Source organism: Mycoplasma sp. 480 (assembly GCF_051353065.1).
Classification (GTDB): Bacteria; Bacillota_I; Bacilli_A; order Mycoplasmatales; family Metamycoplasmataceae; genus Mesomycoplasma_A.
Genome location: NZ_CP195722.1, coordinates 535,311 through 553,659, shown reverse-complemented (window position 1 = coordinate 553,659; position 18,349 = coordinate 535,311). Strand labels below are relative to the sequence as shown.

The following is an 18,349-nucleotide window of genomic DNA, read 5'->3' as shown; positions in this document are numbered from 1 at the left end:
AAGAAACAAATAAAGGAGGAATCATGGGAACAAATTTTTTTAAAAGTACTAAAAATAAAAAAATTATAGCAATAAGTTCCGTGTCTATAGTTACACCTATTACTGTAGGTGCTCTTTTCTATGTTTCAACTACTGATAAAGCAAATTCAGCTGATCGTTCTAAATTATTAAATGATAACGTTACTTCCATCAACACTGGAAATAACTTAAATTTTAAAAATGGTTTTAACTCTCACAGAGATAATAACCAAGAACCTAAAAAAGTGCAACCTAAAAAAGAAGAACCGGTTCCAGAAGAACCAAAAAAAGAAGAACCTTTAAATAAACCAATTTCTGAAACCCCACCACCACCTGCAAATCCGCCAGAACCCGATCCAGAACCTGTAGAACCAGATAAACCTAAAGATCCGGAAAAACCCCTTATTATTGATCAACCAAAGGAACCAGAACCCCAACCAGAGCAACCAGCTCCAAAGGAAAAACCTGTTATTATCGACATAATAAAACCGGAACCTGCTCCTGAGTCTAAAGTTCCAGATCCTGTAATTACACAACCTGTTGAAAATCCAAAACCTTTACCAACCCCTACTGTTAAAACACCACCAAGTCCAGATCCAGTTCGTGATAAAAACACAGAAATAACAGTGGATTTCTATGGTGAAAAAATTAGGGTAAACATCGAAAAACCACAAGCAAGAAAAATCGATCAAAGAGATATTGCAGCAGGTAATGCAAACAGAGTAGAATACATTAATCAAATTACTCCTAAATTATTAGGTATTAAAGTTACTGATAAAATCATTGAAGCAAATAAAAGAAGTAGTTTAAGAGCTTTAGCTAAGGATGTTCCTTTAAATCAGGCAGATTTTCCTGAAATTCGTTCAGGACAGTTAACTAATGATCAAATTAAAGAGGCTTTAGACACCGATTATAGATCAACTGGTTATTATAGAAAAATTATTGATAAATTTTGAAAATTAATTGCAAATGGTGATAAAGTTGTTAACTTTTTAACTGAAGAAGGAAAAAAAGCATATTACAAAGAACTTAAAGCTCACAAAAATGAAGATTGAGCTAAATTAAAAATAATTTCCTTTTTAGATATGACTAAATTTACGAAATTATCATCTAATGCTATTAAAAATTTAGGTGAAGGTATGGTTATTTATGATGATAATTCAAATGTTTATATAAATGATGATGGAGAAATTGATTCATATGCTGTTTCACCACTAATTAACTCAGTAACAGCAAGAATAACAAGAGATAATTCTAAAAAACGGGTATTTGGTTACAACGATTGACGTGCAAGATATCCTGATGAAATTAGAAATGGAACTTATCCAGGGTGAACAAAATCAGATGTTACAAACACTTATTCTTCTAAATATAACTTCACTCCTGGTCAAGGAATCAAATTTGAAAAATTAACAAGAGATGAACCAGAAGCAGATGCAAGAAATGAAGGAATTGTTGTAACAATTGATGTTGCTAATCCTAATGCTTTAGAAAAAACCAAAAAATTAATTGAAGATTTAACTAAAGCAAACGAACAAATAACTTCATACAGAATTATCAACATTGGTAAAAAAGGTTCTTCAAACTATGATTTCTTTAGTATTTTCCAAGCACTACCAAATAAATTACCACAATTAGAATTATTCTTTGAAAATTACAATACAAGTGCACTTTTAGCAATTAAAGATAAAGAAATAGATGAACTTTCTTTATTAACAACAGGAAATTCCCTTGCAGAAGGTTGAGCAATCAACCCTATTGCTCTTAAAAAAGTTGCTTGAATTAACACAGTTGACTATAATGTAAGTTTCAATTATTCTTCAAGACAAACAATTGCAACAAGAATTACCTTTGATACAATTGCTTTCAACGATGTTAATATTGGACCAAATAAAGACTTAACAGAAATCAATAATGCTTTAAGAATGGTTTATTATGTTAGAAATAATGAACCATTCTTCCAAGGAAGTTTTGGACCAGGAAAAGATCCAGATCACAATGAAGGGGAAAACAGTTATCCAACAGGACTTGATTTATCAGGTGCAAAACAATTAAAATCATTAAAAGGTTTAATTTTTTCAGATACAATCAAACCTTCAAATAAACCAAGAAAACTAAAAAGAATTATTTTACATAATGAAGGTGATACTTTTGAAATTAGTGCTTCTGAAATGAATGGAGCACAATTTGCAACAGTATTAGCAACAGAAGGAATGCAACAACCAAAAAGTAAAATAGTTTTTGATAATGGAAAAGTAACTAAAAAAATCAGAATTTTAGCTGATTCATCTGCACACACATTAAATTCAGAAGGAATTGCAAACTTAAATACTTTAATTAATTTTAGTGATCATACTTTTGGTTCTGATACTCATTTTGAAGTTTATAACTATGACACAGCACTTATTAATCAACTAAGAGGTCTTGGAAAAATTGTGGATGTTGTTAATAAAGACGATCCAAAATTTGACTTTAGTTAGAATGGAGAAAAAATGAAAAAAACAAAAAAACTTTTATTATTACCTTTAATTTCATCTTCATTAATTGTGTTTTCTTCTTGTCAAACACAATTAAATCCTTCTGACTCACAACCTGGTAAAACAGATCCTAAAGATCCAAATAAACCCGGAAATGCAGTAATTTCCGGTCCAATTACACAAGAAAGATGAAATAATCTTGTAAAAAATATTAATGTTGATTATAAAGGTTATGATGAATTCAATCGTCCTAAAGAATCAGTAACTTTTGCTAAATTTGCTCAAAATATTTCTAGTTTAAAACCTGAAGTAGTAGGTATTAATGAAAAGGATGTAAAAGTTAATGTACTAGCTGCAATTCCAGATAGAGATGCAAATGGAACTGACATCTCTAGTATAACTGGACAAGGTAGAGTTTTATTTGAATTTGTTTCTAAAAAAGATCCAAAAATAAAAGCAGAAAAAACAATTCAAATTTCTGGTTTTAGTAGCACACCTGTTTTAACAGATGGTGATGGTTATATTAAACAAAATTTAACACAACTTCCTAAAACAGAACAACAAAAATATTTAACAGAATGATCTCAAGATCAAAGATATCAAAAAGATAATGCTGAATATTTAACTGTTCTTAAAAGACAACCAGGTTATGATGAATCAACATTTAGAAAAGATGTACACATAACACAAGAAGAAAAAACTAAATTTGATGCTAAAGCAAAAGAAGCAGGAATTGATACTTTTGATAGTGCTTTAGCTAAAGGATTTACAGTTCCTTCTTATAATGAAGATGGTACTTATGATGGATTAAAAATATATGATGCTCCTGAGTTGGGTAAAGGACCTTCTTGAGTAGATTCAGCAGGAAGAAATCTAGCTAGAGTTGATGGTATTGCAAGATATTTAACAAATGATCATTATAAAACTGCTGCACTACAAACTTTCCATGTGCAATTTAACAATCCAGATCCAGAACATCCAGGAGAGCCAAAATATTCTATAGCAACTTCTGGAACAATGTGAATTTTAGACTATGAGAAAACAACAGATGGAAGTTATCCAACCAAATGATATTTTGGTACTAACTTACACGTTGCAGAAGCACTTAATGATAAAACCGTTGGTTTTGGACTAACAAGATTAAACAGAGATGCTGCTGTTAGAACCAAATTCAAAATTTTATCTCACGATGAAAATTTCACTGGTTTTGGATTCCAAATGAAACCAAAAGCTGGACAATCTGAAAAACCAGTAAAAGTAGTTTATAGTGGAGAAGATTTTTTAAACTCTAAACCTTCTGATTTTCTTGCTAAAGATCAAAAAGCAAAATTTGAAAATACAGAAGAATTTGCGGATTTTGCAGTTATTGAAATTGATTTTACAAAAATCGATGCTTCAAATGTAGGTATTTCAGCAGGAATAAAAGGTGGTTCAGTTTCTTTTAATCAAGAAGCATTTAGAAGCAACCCTGCAGAAATGGCAAAAATCATTACAAATGAATATGCAAATCATGCAAGTGAACAAATTAAATTCAAAACTGAATCATATTTAAAAAAATATGCTGCAATTAATAAAAACTTAAATTATGCAAATCCAGAACCAAATATTGATAATTTATACATTGTAGGTTATCCTTCTGCTAGAAATGATTACTTTTTAATAAGATATGAAGAAGACGATCAAATAAAAGATGCTCCTTATTCCTTTAGTTTATGAACAAATGCGGAAACCAAATACTTTGATGGTATTAATTATGATCAAGTAACAGGTAAATGAAATTATACTGATGAACAAATCAATAGGGGAAATTATTTATCTTACGAAATAGGATACCGTTCTTTTGTTGATAAACCCGGTGTTCTTGATGCGTTTATTTCTGCTACAAGAACAGGAAAAGATTTACATGTTGCTAAGTTAGATCATAATAAACAATTGATAGCGGCTGGTTTATCTTATTTACCAAAACACTATGTTCCAATTGGTGGAGCTTCTGGTTCTTCAATTAGAAATCAGAATAACGAATTAGTTGCTATATATCATACATCCAATAATAGTGCAAAAACAGGAGTTGCTTCAGCATTTAGATCTGAAGGATACGATTATAAAGGAATTTATGGTGGTTCTAGTTCAAATGCATATCACTTACCACAATATGATTTAATCTATGGTGGTGGTAAAGATCAAAAAAACTCTTATAGACAAGCACTTCAAAAATTATATGGTGATAATTATAAAACTAATTTATTTGATAATATTACACAAATTCCAGAAAAATTCCAATTTAAAAACGCAGCAATTGAAACAGCTGCTGAAACTAATACAACCACAGGTAAAAAATAGGGTAAAACCTATTTTTTTGTTTATAATTTATAGCATAGGGAAAGGTGGTATACTTGCAAAAGAAAATTGAAATAAAGTTCTTTGTACCAAGAAGTTTTTATCGGTTAATTTTACCATTATATGGATTATTTTTTGTGATGTTAGTAAGAACTCTTTTACAAGATTTATACTTTAATACGCATTATGTTGTTTTTGCTGTTTCTCTTCTTGGTGCTATTATTATTTTAAGTGTTGCTATTTTTTATACTGTTATGTGAATTAAAATTAATAAAAGCAATATTACTATAGAAGCAGGAAGGTTAAAAGGAGAAAGTTGTGCTAATTTAATAGAACATCCTAAAAATTTTGATTGATTTAAAATTGAAAAAATTGATATTAATGTTAGAGAAATTCTTCAAGTAGAACATTTTTATGAAAAAGGGAGGGATAGTATTAAAGTTATTACTAAAAATCAAACTTACTATTTACATTATGTTTTTAATTACCAAAAAACAATGTTAGAATTAAATGCCTTGATTGAAATTATTAAAGAAGAAAGATGGCATTAATTACTTTTCTAATGGGAAAATCCTGTATAAAAGGAAAAAAATCAAGATCAAAAAAATAGTCCTTAATTGGACTATTTTTGTGCTTTTTCTATCTCTTTTTTAATTTGAATTTCTTTTTGTACATCTTCTATTGAACTTTTAGCTTTGGTATCATGAGTTTTATTGGATTCATCATTAATGTCAATGATATTTGAATCATATGATACTGAATCACTAATAATAGTTATTAATTCTTTTTGAGCATATACAATTGCAGATTTAATATAAATTATTTCTTCTTTGTTTTCGCTTTTGATAAAAGCTTTGGATGGAACTATTGATGCAACAAATGGTTGAATTCCATATTGCAATCCTTTATATCCTTCAGTGGTTTTTAAAGTAATAATTTCGATATTTTTTTCTAAAAATACCCCATTAGGAGTAATTATTTTTAGTTTAGTTATTTTCATAATTAATAATTAAAGTTTTTTAGCTTTTTCAATTGCTTCTTCAATTGAACCAACATATAAAAATGCTTCTTCTGGTAATGAATCGTGTTTACCTTCAATGATTTCTTTGAAACTTCTAATTGTATCTTCTAATGGTAAAAATTTACCTGAAATACCTGAGAATTTTTCAGCAACAAAGAAAGGTTGAGATAAGAAGTTTCTAAGTCTTCTTGCTCTTGAAACAGTTCTTTTATCTTCTTCAGAAAGTTCATCCATACCAAGGATAGCAATAATATCTTGTAATTCTTTAAATTTTTGTAAAATTTCTAAAACTTTTCTAGCAACACTATAGTGTTCTTCACCAATTACAAGCGGATCAAGCATTCTTGAACCTGAAGCAAGTGGATCAACTGCTGGATAAATACCAAGAGCAGCAATGTTTCTATCTAGAACTGTTTTAGCATCTAGGTGAGCAAATGTTGTTGCAGGTGCAGGGTCAGTTAAGTCATCTGCAGGCACATAAACTGCTTGTACTGAAGTTATAGAACCATTTCTTGTAGAAGTAATTCTTTCTTGCAATTGTCCCATTTCTGTAGCAAGAGTTGGTTGGTAACCAACCGCTGAAGGGATTCTTCCAAGTAATGTAGATACTTCGGAACCTGCTTGAGTAAATCTAAAGATATTATCAATAAATAAAAGAACGTCTTGATTTAGTTTATCTCTAAAGTATTCAGCCATTGTTAGTCCTGTTAAAGCAACTCTCATTCTAGCTCCGGGAGGTTCATTCATTTGACCAAAAACAAGTGCTGTTTTGTCTAAAACTCCTGCAGCTTTCATTTCGTGATAGAGATCATTACCTTCTCTTGAACGTTCTCCAACTCCTGCAAAAACAGAGAGACCACCATGTTGAGTAGCTATGTTGTTAATAAGTTCTTGCACAAGAACTGTTTTTCCAACTCCAGCTCCACCAAATAAACCGATTTTTCCACCTTTAACATAAGGGATTAATAAGTCGATAACCTTAATTCCTGTAACTAAAATTTCAGAAGTTGATTTTTGATCTTCGTAAGTTGGTGGAGTAGCGTGGATAGGCATTTTTAGTTTTGCTTCCACTGAACCTAATTCATCAATAGGTTCACCAAGCACATTGAACATTCTAGAAAGAATTTCTTTTCCTACAGGTACTTGAATTGGTTTTCCTGTATCTACAACTTCAAGTCCTTTAGAAAGTCCATAAGTCATTTCCATGGCGATAGTTCTAACTACATCATCACCGATGTGTTGTTCAACTTCAAGGATAATTTTTTTGTTTGCATTAAGATTAACTTCTAAAGCATTAAGTAAAGCTGGAAGTTTACCTGATTCAAATTTTACGTCAATAACAGGACCTAAAATTTGAACAATTTTACCTATATTTTTTTCCATAGTTTCCTTCCTTTCTTTATTATTTTGTTGTTGTTCCACCTATTATCTCAGTTATTTCTTGAGTAATAGAAGATTGTCTTGCTCTATTAAAGACAATTTGTAAATTGTTAATAATTTCATCTGCATTATTTGATGCATTTTCCATAGCTGTTCTTCTAGAAGACATTTCGGAAATTTTAGATTCAGCTAAAGCATTGTAAATTGTAGAACCCATATATAAAGGGATAAGATTTTTTAAAATAATTTCTGGATTAGGTTCAAATTCTACTAAGACATTATTTTCGTTGTCACTAATATTAAAATCACTTTTTTGATCATTATTTAGTGGTAACAATTTTTTAATTAGTGGTTCATAAAGCACACTATTAATAAATTTGGTATAAACTAAATTTACTTCTGAAACTGATTTAGATTCTAAAAGTTCTTTTATTTTGTTGATAACATTATTTACTAGTGAATAGTTTAAGTCATCTCCATAGTTAGAATGTTTTTGAATAACTTGAGTTTCAAAGTCTTTAAAAAGGGAAATTCCTTTATTTCCGAAAATTATTAGTTTATCATTTTTACCAATTTCCTTTTTAGTTAATTTGTAGATATTGCTGTTATATCCACCACATAATCCTAAATCGGAAGTAATGATAATAAATAATTTTGGTGCTTCTTTATTTAAAGTAAAAATTTCGCTAATGTTTTTAGTTTTTTGTGCTAATGAACTTAAAATGCTTTTGATAGAATTTGAATATTCTTGAATAGAAAGGAAATTATTTTTCATTCTTCTTAATTTAGCACTGGAGAGTAATTCCATTGCTTTAGTTATTTTTCTTGTATTTGAAATTAAATTAATTCTAGTTTTTATTTTTTGATTAGAAGCCATTTTCTATAACTCCGGCATTGCAGGATATAAAGAAGCATCATAGTTAGGAATTTTGTTGATAAATTCTAAAATAAAACTTCTTATTAATTTTTTAAATTCAACTAATAATTCGTCGTTAAATGCTCTTTCTTTAATCAATTCAGCCTTTAATTCTAAGGCTTTAGTATCGCTGTTTATAAAGTTAACTAATTCATCTCTATATTGTAAAATGTATTCTTTTGGAATTGGATTAATTAGTTTATCTTTAACAGAAAGTAAAATAATGGCTTGATCGTTTTGGTCAAAATGAATATATTGTCATTGTTTTAACAATTCATAAACTTTAGAACCGTGATCTAAAATTCTTCTTGTTGTTTCATCTAAATCTGAACCAAATTGAGCAAATGATTTTAATTCATTATATTGAGCTAATTGTAATTTCAATGAAGAAGAAACAAATTTCATAGCTTTAGTTTGAGCACTTGAACCAACCCTAGAAACAGAGAAACCAACATCAACAGCAGGTTTTTGTCCAGAGTTAAATAAAGCCTCTTTCATAAAGATTTGACCATCTGTTATAGAAATAACGTTTGTAGGAATATATGCTGAAATATCTCCTGCTTGTGTTTCTATAATAGGTAGTGCTGTAATTGAACCACCACCATTTTCTTGATTAAGTTTAGCAGCTCTTTCAAGTAAATATGAGTGTTGGTAGAAGATATCTCCAGGATATGCTTCTCTACCAGGTGGTCTTCTTAAAAGAAGTGAAAGTGTACGGTAAGCAACTGCGTGTTTTGATAAGTCATCATAAACAATTAGCACGTTTTTCCCTTTATACATTCACTCTTCAGCAATAGTTACCCCTGAGTAAGGAGCAATATATTGTAAAGGAGCAAGTTCAGAAGCTCCAGCAACAACAACTGTTGTATATTCCATTGCACCACTGTTTTGAAGTTTATTAACAATTTGTGCAACTGTGGAATTTTTTTGTCCTATAGCAACATAAACACAGTTAACATTTTGTCCTTTTTGGTTTAAAATTGCATCAATAGCAACAGCAGTTTTTCCTGTTTGACGGTCACCGATAATTAATTCACGTTGACCTTTTCCAATTGGAACCATTGAGTCAATAGCTAATATACCTGTTTTTAAAGGTTCATTAACTTCTTTTCTTTTCATTACTCCAGGAGCTTCAACAAATATTTCTCTTCTTTTGTTAAAATCAATTGCCCCTTTTCCGTCAATAGGTTCACCAAGAGCATTTATAACTCTTCCAACCATTTGTTCCCCTACAGGAACAGAAATGATTTTTTTAGTTCTTTTAACTAAATCACCTTCAACAACTTGGTTTTCTTTACCCATGATAACAACTCCGACAAAGTCGCTTTCTATGTTTAAAGCCATACCATAAATGTTATTAGGAAATTCAACTAGTTCCCCAAGACCAACCTTTTCTAGTCCGGATACAAGAGCGATTCCGTCACCAACTGAAATTACTTTTCCAACTTCGTCAGAAATGATTTTTTTGCCATATGACTTAATTTGTGCTTTTATTAATGCTGAAATATCACTTGTTTTTAATGGCATATTATTTTTCTCTCTTTCCTTTAAGTATATGATCTTTTATTTGATTTAATTGAGAATTGATTGAATTTTCAAAAATTAAATCATCTATAATAATTTTGATACCAGCAATTAGTTTTTTATCAATTTCATTTTTTAAAATTACTTTTTTATTGATTTTTGTTTCAATAAAATCAATAATTTTGTCCATATATTCTTTATTCAACTTATGACTTGAATAAACAACACCTTTTTTCTGTTTTAAATAGTCAAGAGCATATTTTTCAAATTTATTAAAAATATAATTAATTGAACTTATAAAGTGATTTTGAACTAAAAGTTTAATCATGTTTACAAGTTCTGTTTGATAAGTTTTTGCAAAAGAAGCGTCGATTAATTCTTCTTTTAGTTCAAATTCAATTTCAAAACTTTTTAAATACGGAAGTAAATCTTCTTCTTTTTTAAAGATTTCATTTAGTTTTTCTGTTTGTTTGTAAAAAACATCAACTTTTTTTTGTTCTAATGCAATTTGAAAAATAGCTTGTGCATAACCATTAATTCTTTCACTACTTATTGTATTCATAATTATTCATAAACCTCATTAAGTAATTTATCAATAAGTTCTTTTTCTTCGTAGTGACTTACGTGTTTTTCTAAAATTTTTGATGCTAATTTAGTTGCAACTGTAATAATTTCTTCTCTAGATTCCTCTTCAAATTTCTTTTGTTGCTGTGAAATATTTTTGTGTCCATCTTCAATAATTCTTTTTGCTTCTCTTTTAGCATTAGTAATATATTGATTTGCTATTTTTTCAGACTCGATTTTAGCTTGGTTAATAATACCAGCTGCTGCAATTCTTGCTTCTCAAAGTTCTGTATTTCTTTTTTCTTCTAAAACTATGGATTTTTCTTTATTTTTGACACTTTCATCGATGTTATCTTGAATGAATTGTCTTCTTTCTTCAATTACCTTTTTAATAGGTTTATGAACAAAGAAAAATAAAGAAAAGAATACAATTAAGAAGGCAATAACAGTTGCAAGAATTACTCAAGGGTTTGGAAAAATATTTTTAAATAGATTGGAAATATCTTCACTTGCATCAACTTTTCCATCTGAACTGAATTGTTTTAAAATTAATTGTTCCATTTTAATCTAATAAACAAAAATTAAAAGTATTGCAATAACAAGTGCATAAATTGAAGAAGTTTCAGCAATAGCAGCACCAATAATCATTAATTTGTTGATTTTTTTCTCTGCTTCTGGGTTTCTCCCTACAGCTTCAGCAGCTTTACCTGCTGCAAATCCTTGACCAGCTCCAACACCAAGAGCTCCAACCATAGCTAGGCCTGCTCCAATTGCAACAAGACCAATTCCTGTAGAATTTGCTGAAACTTCAGGATTTAATTTTGAAGCAATTTCGATAATTTCATTTGTCATTTTAAAATCTCCTTATTTTATTATTATTCAACTTCAGCATTTGTACTTCAATAAGTTGTAGTTAGTAAAGTGAAGACATATGCTTGAATTACTACACCAAAAATATCAAAATAGAATATTAGTGGCGCAAAGAATATTGCTGCTGGCAAGTTAAAAACGCTAAATCCAGCTATTGGCAATAATGATCATACAAATTGTGTACCTGCATAAAATAAAATCAAAATTGTTGAACCACCAATTATATTACCAAACATCCTGAATGATAAAGAAATCAATGGTGCAGGAATTGAAATTATTTCAAGTGGATTAAGAAATTTTTTGAAAAATCTCCATTTTTGCATAGTAATACCTATGACAAAAATTCCACTTCAGGATACAAAAGCCAATGTGAATGTTACGGAATATGTACTTCCTATTGGTTCTAATCCAAATAAAGAAAGTAGATTTCCAAAAAGTAAAAAGGTAAATAAAGTAAATATATAAGGTTTAATATTTGTTGACAATTTACCTTTAACACCACTTTCATCTACAATTGATTCGACAATACCGAAGTATTGTTCAGTTATATAAACAACCGTTGTAGGTGCTTTATCTTTTTTTGTTTTTTTAATTTGAAAGTATAAAATCAATGATGTTACAACAACTAAAAAAACTAATATAAAAAGAGTAAAAAGTTGTGGTTGATTTCAATTTTCTAATCATTTATCCATTCTTTTTATCCTTTATTTTTTTAATAATTAAATTAATTACAACAACTGGTAAAACAAGTGAATTTCCAATAATATAAGTTATTAAATTTATAGGAAACAAAATAACTTGTATGTCATTTGTATTTGTAAATGCTTTATTAATAAAGATAATAGCAATGATTAATAAAGCATGAAATATTAATGAAAATAAACTAAAGACGATTCCAATTGTGTAAAAAAAATTCTTTTTTTTGCTATTTGTATTAATATTAACCTTTTTTAGTAACTCTAAAGTAAAAATTTTACTAAAAAAAGTTATATTCACAGAAATAAATGAAAAAATTCATCCTAATAGCAGAGAATAATTTCAAATAGAAAAAATAACAAAAACTATAAAAACTATTAAATATATAAAAATATATAAAAATATCAAGTTCAAAAATTCTTTTATTTTTTCTTTCAATATAACTCCATTTTGACAAGATTTCTCAAGTCCTTATAATTTTATTCTTTTTTACAAAAAAGCATATATTTTTTAGCAAATTATATGAAAAAGATCAAAAAATAACAAAAAAATACTGTAAAGTGTGCTTTTTGCTAAAAAAAGTTTTTTCAAATCATTCCAAAACTTTTTTGACAAAAATAAAATCTGAAAAAAAATTATCTTTTTTTATAAAAAAGTTCAAAAAAAGTATTATAATGTGGTAGATAGTGGTAAGGAGTGGTAATGTTTGGAAGTCATTTAAAAACTATTGACGAAAAGAACAGAATCATAATCCCTTCTAATTTCAGAGAAAAATTAGGTGATTATGTTTATGTTTCAATCGGTTTAGATAAAGTCATTGAAATTCGTTCTAAAGAAGAATTTGACTTAATCAAAGAAAAACTTAAAAAAAATAACTCTTTAAATAAAGCAGTTAGAGAATTTGCAAGATTTTTCTTTGGAAATACAACTGATGTTACTATCGACAAAGTTGGAAGAATTGTCTTACCAAAAACATTATTAAAAACTTGCTCTATCGAAAAAGAAGCGTATTTAATTGGGGTTGGAGAAAAATTAGAACTCTGACCAAAAGAAAAATACGAAAAACAGCAATCTAAATTCCTTGATGATGAAGAGATGGATGAGCTCCAAAAAACTTTATTTGAAAGTGGAGTTGAATTATAATGGAACATTTTCCTGTTTTATTAAAAGAAGTAATTGAAAAATTAGAAATTAATGAAAATGGTATATATCTAGATTTAACGCTCGGAAGAGCGGGACACTCATCTAAGATTTTAGAAAAACTTAAAAATGGTCATCTATATGCATTTGATAAGGATATTGAAGCAATTAAGAAAAGTGAACAAAAACTCAGCTCAATATCTAAGAATTTCACTTTAATTCATAGTGATTTTAAAAATATCAAAAGCGAATTAGAAAAACTTAATATAAATAAAGTAGATGGCATATTAGTAGATTTAGGAGTTTCATCTCCACAATTAGATGAAACTTCCAGAGGTTTTTCTTATAATAAGGATTATCGTCTAGATATGAGAATGGACCAATGTCAAACTTTGGATGCTCATTATATTGTCAATAATTTTTCAGAAAGTGAATTAGTAGAAATATTTAAACAAAACGCTGATGTAATGCTCCCACAAAGAGTTGCGAAAGCTATAGTTCAATGCAGACCCATTAATACAACTTTAGAGTTGGTAGAAGTAATCAGGAAATCATTACCTGCTAAGGTTGTAAGAATGAAAAATCCTGCAAAAGCCGTATTTCAAGCTATTAGAATTGCTGTTAATAACGAATTAGAATCTCTAAATACTTTATTAGAAAATGCTATTGATTTTCTTAAAGTTAATGGAAAATTACTCATAATTTCCTTTCATTCAATCGAAGATCGAATAGTAAAGAAATTTTTTAAACAATTAATATCAGAAAATGAAGTTGATTATCGGATTCCGATAATGCAAGAAAAAAAATGAATTGCAAAATCAATTTTACCTTCTGATGAGGAAATAAAACAAAACAAAAGAAGTAGAAGTGCAAAATTACGTATTTTAACAAGATTAGTGGAGTAAAAAATGAAAAGAAATATAAAGGTTGTTGCTAAAATTGACACATCTTTACAAGAATGTGCAATCTTAGCTTTTGAAGAAATAAAAAACGAAAAAGTTTTAATCTTTAATGAAAAAAACTTATTACAAAAAGAAGTTTTTGATTTTTATAGAGATGCAATGCAGTCTCTAAATAAAAAAATCAAAACAAATATTAAAAAAATTTTTATTTCTTTGAGCGACAATTTTCTTTTTGAAACTAATCTCTATTCAGTTGAAACCGAAATTTTAAACCATAAAAAAACAATCACAAGTGAAGAAATAAATAGAAATTTAACTCAAGCAAAACAAAACAATTTAATTTCTAATCATACCTTTATTTCTATCATTCCACAAGAATACAAAACATATAAAAACGGTATATTAATTTATGAAGGTAATGAAAAACCTTTATTAAAAAATGCTGATTCTATTGAAATTAAGTATTCATTTACTTTTTTAGAAAACAATTTATATCAAGAAATAAATAATTTATTTTCACAATTAAATTTAGAAATTGAATCATTTTTTACTGAATTAATATCATTAGATAGACTTATTAATCTAGATTTAAATAATCAAGATTCTAAAAAAATAATAATTAATTTAAATAGTTCTAATACTAAAATTTCAGTTATAGAACAAGGGCATATTAAACAAATTAAAGATATTGCTTCTTCTTTTGCAGATATTAATAAAATAGTTGCAAAAGAATTAAATTTAGAAAAAAATCAAGTAGATGAACTAGTTAATATATATGGAGATAGCTTATCCATAATCAAACCCTCTACTAGTTTAATTAAAAATAAATTAACTGTTTTAGAATTTAAAACTGTGTTAGAAAAACATTATAACAAAATTGCTGAACTTGTTGTTAATGAAATCAAAAACATAGAAAATTACAGTGAATTTGCAATTTTTCTAAATAAAAAAGAAGAACAAAATACTATATTTTTATCTTTGATTGAACAAAAAATCAACAAAAAAATTATTATTTTTAACTCTAAATTCCACCCTTTAATTTCCAAAGATGCAAAAGAAATTTTAGAAGGAATAAAATATATCGAAAAATCATATAATAATATTGATTTAAGTAAAAGTGAACACTTTTTAATTAATACTCAACCTTATTCAACAGATGAATTAATTTTCAAAGGTAATAAATTCTTAAATTTTTTAAACAAATTACTAACAAAAAGGATAAAACATGCATAATACTTTTAAAAACAACATAAAAATAAAAGTTTTAGGTATTGGTGGTTGTGGAAACAACTCCATAAAAACCTTAATGGAATATAACTTACCTAATGTTGAATATATAGCATTAAATACAGATGCACAATCCTTGAGTTATTTTGATGAAAATAAAGTAATTTACCTTGGTGATTACGAAAAAAGAAAAGGCTTTGGTGCAGGAAGTAACCCTAAAATCGGTTTTGAATGTGCCTTAGAAAGTCAACAAGAAATAGAAGATAGAATCAAAGATGCAGATATTGTTATTATAGCTGCTGGAATGGGAAAAGGAACAGGAACTGGAGCATCTAAAGTTGTGGCAGAAATTGCTAAAAAAACTGCTTCTTTAGTTATTGCTGTAGTTACAACGCCTTTTGAACATGAAGGTGAAAGAATTAAAAATAATGCTCTTCAAGGAATTGAAGAACTTAAAAAAATAGTTGATGGACTAATTATTGTCTCTAATCAAAAACTACTTGCTAATTATGGTTCAGTTTCTAATGAACATTCACTTAAATTCTCTAATACAATATTAGAAAAAACCTTAAACATTATTAATGAAATAATTAATGAAGTTGGTGTTCAAAATGTCGATTTTGCCGATTTATTATTTGTAACTAAAAACAAAGGTGAAATAATAATGAATGATGCAAGCGCATCAGGTAAAGACAGAGCAGAAAAAGCAGCTCAAAAAGTTATTTTTTCCAACATTTTAGAACATGAAATTACAGGATGTACAGATGTTATCGTTAATATTAGCGGTTCAGCTGTAACTTTCCAAGAAATTAGTTTAATTATTGATTTAATTAAAAATGCAACAGGAGAAAATGTTAATATTATTCAAGGATTAATTTCTAAAAATAATAGTGATAAATCACTGAAAATTTCCTTAGTTGCTTCCGGTTTAGAAAGAAGTTCTAACTATTATAAAAATTTAGATTTGATTAATAATACTAATTCTATGTCAACTTTAGATTCTCAAAATACAAACACTTATAGTGATTCTACATATAACAATAATGAAAGTTTTAATAGTTCATTATTTCAAAATAATAGTATTTCAGAAAATTCAACAACTTTTAATGAAGAGGAAGAAGATAATTCAGAATTATCACTCCCTAGTTTTTTAAAGAACAACTTGTAAAACGATGTCTTAGAAGTTTGCAACGTTAACTTTAAAAACCTTTAAAAGCAAGTTTAAACTGGTTAAATTGAAGTTTTTCGCTTCAATTTTTCTTTTTTTTATTATAATTAAAAAATGAAAATTGGTATATTTGGAGGATCGTTTGATCCTATTCATAAAGGACATATAAAGGTAGCAGAACAATCACTAAAAATTTTATCTCTAGATAAATTCTTTTTTGTTCCAGCTTTTAAAAGTCCATTTAAAACAAAAAGTAAATACGAAGATTGAAATGATCGTGTAAAAATGATCAATGATGTTAAACCAGAAAATACGGAAATTTCTTTATTTGAGATAAATCGTAAAGGAGTAAGTTACACTATTGACACTGTTAATTATTTTAAAAATAAATTCCCAAATGACGAATTATTTTTAATTTTAGGTTCAGATAATTTGGATAAATTACACAAATGAAAAGAGATAGAAAAAATCAGTTCATTAGTGAAAATTGTTATTTTTAAAAGGGAAAATAAACTAAATAAGGAAAATTTAAAAAAATTTAATTGTATTTTATTAAACAACGAAATTTTCCCCGCTTCTTCAACGGAAGTTAAATTAGGGGATTTTAGTAATTTATTTAACCAAACAATTGAATATATCGGAAAGAATTTTCTTTATATTTTAGAAATTTTAAATAACACTACAGATGCCAAGTTAAATAAACATTGTAGAGCAACAGCATCGCTTGCTGCTGAGTATGCAAAAAGTTTAAATTATAATGCAAAAATAGCTTGATTTTCTGGACTAGTTCATGATTTAACAAAAAGATGAACAATAGAAATGCATAGAGATTTTTTAGTAAAAAATGATATAGATGAAAAAGAAATTCCTGATTATAAATTACACCAAACTACAGCTTCTTTATGATTAGATAAATATTATAAAGTGCAAAATCCAGAAATAGTTAGAGCTATTTCTGTGCACACTTCTATTAATTATGAAATGTCAACTTTAGACAAGATTGTTTTTATGGCAGATAAATTGTGTCAAGGTAGAAAATGAGAAGGAATACAAGCTATTAGAAATTTAGCTTTTAGCGATTTTGATTTAGCTTTTAAAAAAGTAGTAGAGCACATTAAACATTTTAATTTAAACAAAACCACAGTTTCAAAAGAACAATTAGATATTTATGATTATTGACTTAACAAAGATTAAAAACGCATTAATAATTGCCGATCAAGAAGAAGAGCATTTACTTATTCAAGAAGGATGAAACTTAAAAAAGACTATTAAAAAACTAAATAAAAAATTTTTAGTTTTTGAAAAAAACAATAATTTTCTAGTAGTTTTATATTCTGGTATTGGATTAATTAATGCTGCAAGTAGCACTACTTTACTACTTTCTGTTTTTAATAAGATTGAAAATGTTTATAATTTTGGTGCAGTTGGTTCAATATCTAAAAAACATGATATTTTTGAGATAGTGATTCCAAAAAAATTTTTTAATATTGATACGCAAACTCCTTGATACAATTTTGGACAAACACCAGGGGAAAAACAGTATTTTTTAAATAAAATAAAAATAATAGAAAAAGTAAAATACAGCAATATCTGTTCTTCAAATTCATTTCTTGATTCCAAAGAAAAAGCTCTAGAATTCTACAAAAAAACAAAATGTGAAATTTTCGATATGGAAAGTTTTGCCATTGCACAAGTTTGTTCTCAAAACAAAATTAATTTTTTTAGTGTAAAAGCAATTTCTGACAAAATTTCGCAAGATATAGATAATAAACTAGATATTAATTTTAGAATAAAAGAATCATCAAAAAAAGCTTTTTTATTTTTAATTAGCAAGATAATTGATAATTAATTTTCTTAATAATATTTACGTATTAAGAAAAGAGTGCTATAATAATAAAGTAAAACAATTTTTCACAACCAAGTTTAATTTAAATAAATTAAGTTAAACAAAAACTCCATTTCTACCGACAGTGGAGTTTTTTTAATAAAATTAGTATATTTACCATCGTTTTGTCTTTAAATTAAAATAATTTTCATTATTTTCTATTATTGATTGAACTAGTCACATTTTAATATTAGTACAGAATTTATTTTGTAACAAAACCAGAA

At 27.4% G+C, this 18,349-nt stretch carries 18 protein-coding genes; 9 read left to right on the top strand and 9 right to left on the bottom strand.

All coding sequences use genetic code 4. From position 1 onward, the window contains the following. Window positions 1-23 precede the first annotated feature (23 nt). From ACR34G_RS02440 to ACR34G_RS02430, 3 genes are all read left to right on the top strand, one after another. Window positions 24-2,498: a putative immunoglobulin-blocking virulence protein gene (locus ACR34G_RS02440; protein WP_436358378.1), complete on the top strand. Its 2,475-nt coding sequence runs from the start codon at window positions 24-26 to the stop codon at window positions 2,496-2,498. A gap of 12 nt (window positions 2,499-2,510) precedes the next feature. Beyond that, window positions 2,511-4,835: an Ig-specific serine endopeptidase MIP gene (gene mip / locus ACR34G_RS02435; RefSeq protein WP_436358377.1), complete on the top strand. Its 2,325-nt coding sequence runs from the start codon at window positions 2,511-2,513 to the stop codon at window positions 4,833-4,835. A gap of 137 nt (window positions 4,836-4,972) precedes the next feature. Continuing rightward, window positions 4,973-5,383, top strand: coding sequence for a hypothetical protein (locus ACR34G_RS02430; protein ID WP_436358376.1), 411 nt, complete (start codon window positions 4,973-4,975; stop codon window positions 5,381-5,383). A 71-nt stretch (window positions 5,384-5,454) separates the two neighbouring features. Here the strand turns inward: ACR34G_RS02430 and ACR34G_RS02425 are convergent, their stop codons facing one another. Genes ACR34G_RS02425 through ACR34G_RS02385 form a run of 9 tightly spaced genes read right to left on the bottom strand, consistent with a single transcriptional unit; the run spans window position 5,455 to window position 12,241 of the window. Beyond that, window positions 5,455-5,832: a hypothetical protein gene (locus ACR34G_RS02425; protein WP_436358375.1), complete on the bottom strand. Its 378-nt coding sequence runs from the start codon at window positions 5,830-5,832 to the stop codon at window positions 5,455-5,457. Window positions 5,833-5,841: 9 nt separating this feature from the next. Then, the gene (atpD, locus tag ACR34G_RS02420) at window positions 5,842-7,236 is read right to left on the bottom strand and encodes a F0F1 ATP synthase subunit beta (RefSeq protein WP_436358374.1); all 1,395 of its coding nucleotides are present in this window, start codon (window positions 7,234-7,236) and stop codon (window positions 5,842-5,844) included. 19 nt (window positions 7,237-7,255) lie between these two features. Continuing rightward, complete coding sequence (gene atpG / locus ACR34G_RS02415; RefSeq protein ID WP_436358373.1) at window positions 7,256-8,110, bottom strand: ATP synthase F1 subunit gamma; 855 nt, start codon at window positions 8,108-8,110, stop codon at window positions 7,256-7,258. Window positions 8,111-8,113: 3 nt separating this feature from the next. Next, window positions 8,114-9,676, bottom strand: coding sequence for a F0F1 ATP synthase subunit alpha (gene atpA / locus ACR34G_RS02410; protein WP_436358372.1), 1,563 nt, complete (start codon window positions 9,674-9,676; stop codon window positions 8,114-8,116). 1 nt (window position 9,677) lies between these two features. Then, the gene (locus ACR34G_RS02405; RefSeq protein ID WP_436358371.1) at window positions 9,678-10,235 is read right to left on the bottom strand and encodes a F0F1 ATP synthase subunit delta; all 558 of its coding nucleotides are present in this window, start codon (window positions 10,233-10,235) and stop codon (window positions 9,678-9,680) included. A gap of 2 nt (window positions 10,236-10,237) precedes the next feature. Beyond that, window positions 10,238-10,798, bottom strand: coding sequence for a F0F1 ATP synthase subunit B (gene atpF, locus ACR34G_RS02400; protein ID WP_436358370.1), 561 nt, complete (start codon window positions 10,796-10,798; stop codon window positions 10,238-10,240). 6 nt (window positions 10,799-10,804) lie between these two features. After that, window positions 10,805-11,089 (bottom strand): ATP synthase F0 subunit C, encoded by a 285-nt coding sequence (gene atpE, locus ACR34G_RS02395; RefSeq protein ID WP_436358369.1) that lies wholly within the window; start codon window positions 11,087-11,089, stop codon window positions 10,805-10,807. A 23-nt stretch (window positions 11,090-11,112) separates the two neighbouring features. Continuing rightward, window positions 11,113-11,799 carry a F0F1 ATP synthase subunit A gene (locus ACR34G_RS02390; RefSeq protein WP_436358368.1) on the bottom strand — a complete coding sequence of 229 codons (687 nt, stop codon included), beginning with the start codon at window positions 11,797-11,799 and terminating at the stop codon, window positions 11,113-11,115. After that, complete coding sequence (locus ACR34G_RS02385; protein WP_436358367.1) at window positions 11,792-12,241, bottom strand: hypothetical protein; 450 nt, start codon at window positions 12,239-12,241, stop codon at window positions 11,792-11,794. Before ACR34G_RS02385 ends, ACR34G_RS02390 begins: the two co-directional genes overlap by 8 nt. Window positions 12,242-12,505: 264 nt before the next feature. Here ACR34G_RS02385 and mraZ point away from each other — a divergent pair, with 264 nt between their 5' ends. From mraZ to ACR34G_RS02355, 6 genes are all read left to right on the top strand, one after another. Continuing rightward, the gene (gene mraZ / locus ACR34G_RS02380) at window positions 12,506-12,946 is read left to right on the top strand and encodes a division/cell wall cluster transcriptional repressor MraZ (protein ID WP_436358366.1); all 441 of its coding nucleotides are present in this window, start codon (window positions 12,506-12,508) and stop codon (window positions 12,944-12,946) included. Continuing rightward, window positions 12,946-13,848 (top strand): 16S rRNA (cytosine(1402)-N(4))-methyltransferase RsmH, encoded by a 903-nt coding sequence (gene rsmH, locus ACR34G_RS02375; RefSeq protein WP_436358365.1) that lies wholly within the window; start codon window positions 12,946-12,948, stop codon window positions 13,846-13,848. The genes mraZ and rsmH overlap by 1 nt, the downstream gene beginning before the upstream one ends. A 3-nt stretch (window positions 13,849-13,851) precedes the next feature. Next, on the top strand, window positions 13,852-15,078 hold the full coding sequence (locus ACR34G_RS02370; RefSeq protein WP_436358364.1) for a hypothetical protein: 1,227 nt from the start codon (window positions 13,852-13,854) through the stop codon (window positions 15,076-15,078). Further along, window positions 15,071-16,240 (top strand): cell division protein FtsZ, encoded by a 1,170-nt coding sequence (locus ACR34G_RS02365; RefSeq protein WP_436358363.1) that lies wholly within the window; start codon window positions 15,071-15,073, stop codon window positions 16,238-16,240. The genes ACR34G_RS02370 and ACR34G_RS02365 overlap by 8 nt, the downstream gene beginning before the upstream one ends. A gap of 114 nt (window positions 16,241-16,354) precedes the next feature. Further along, window positions 16,355-17,434 (top strand): nicotinate-nucleotide adenylyltransferase, encoded by a 1,080-nt coding sequence (locus ACR34G_RS02360; protein WP_436358362.1) that lies wholly within the window; start codon window positions 16,355-16,357, stop codon window positions 17,432-17,434. Beyond that, window positions 17,409-18,089, top strand: a complete 681-nt coding sequence (locus ACR34G_RS02355; protein ID WP_436358361.1) for a phosphorylase family protein — start codon at window positions 17,409-17,411, stop codon at window positions 18,087-18,089. The genes ACR34G_RS02360 and ACR34G_RS02355 overlap by 26 nt, the downstream gene beginning before the upstream one ends. Window positions 18,090-18,349 lie beyond the last annotated feature (260 nt).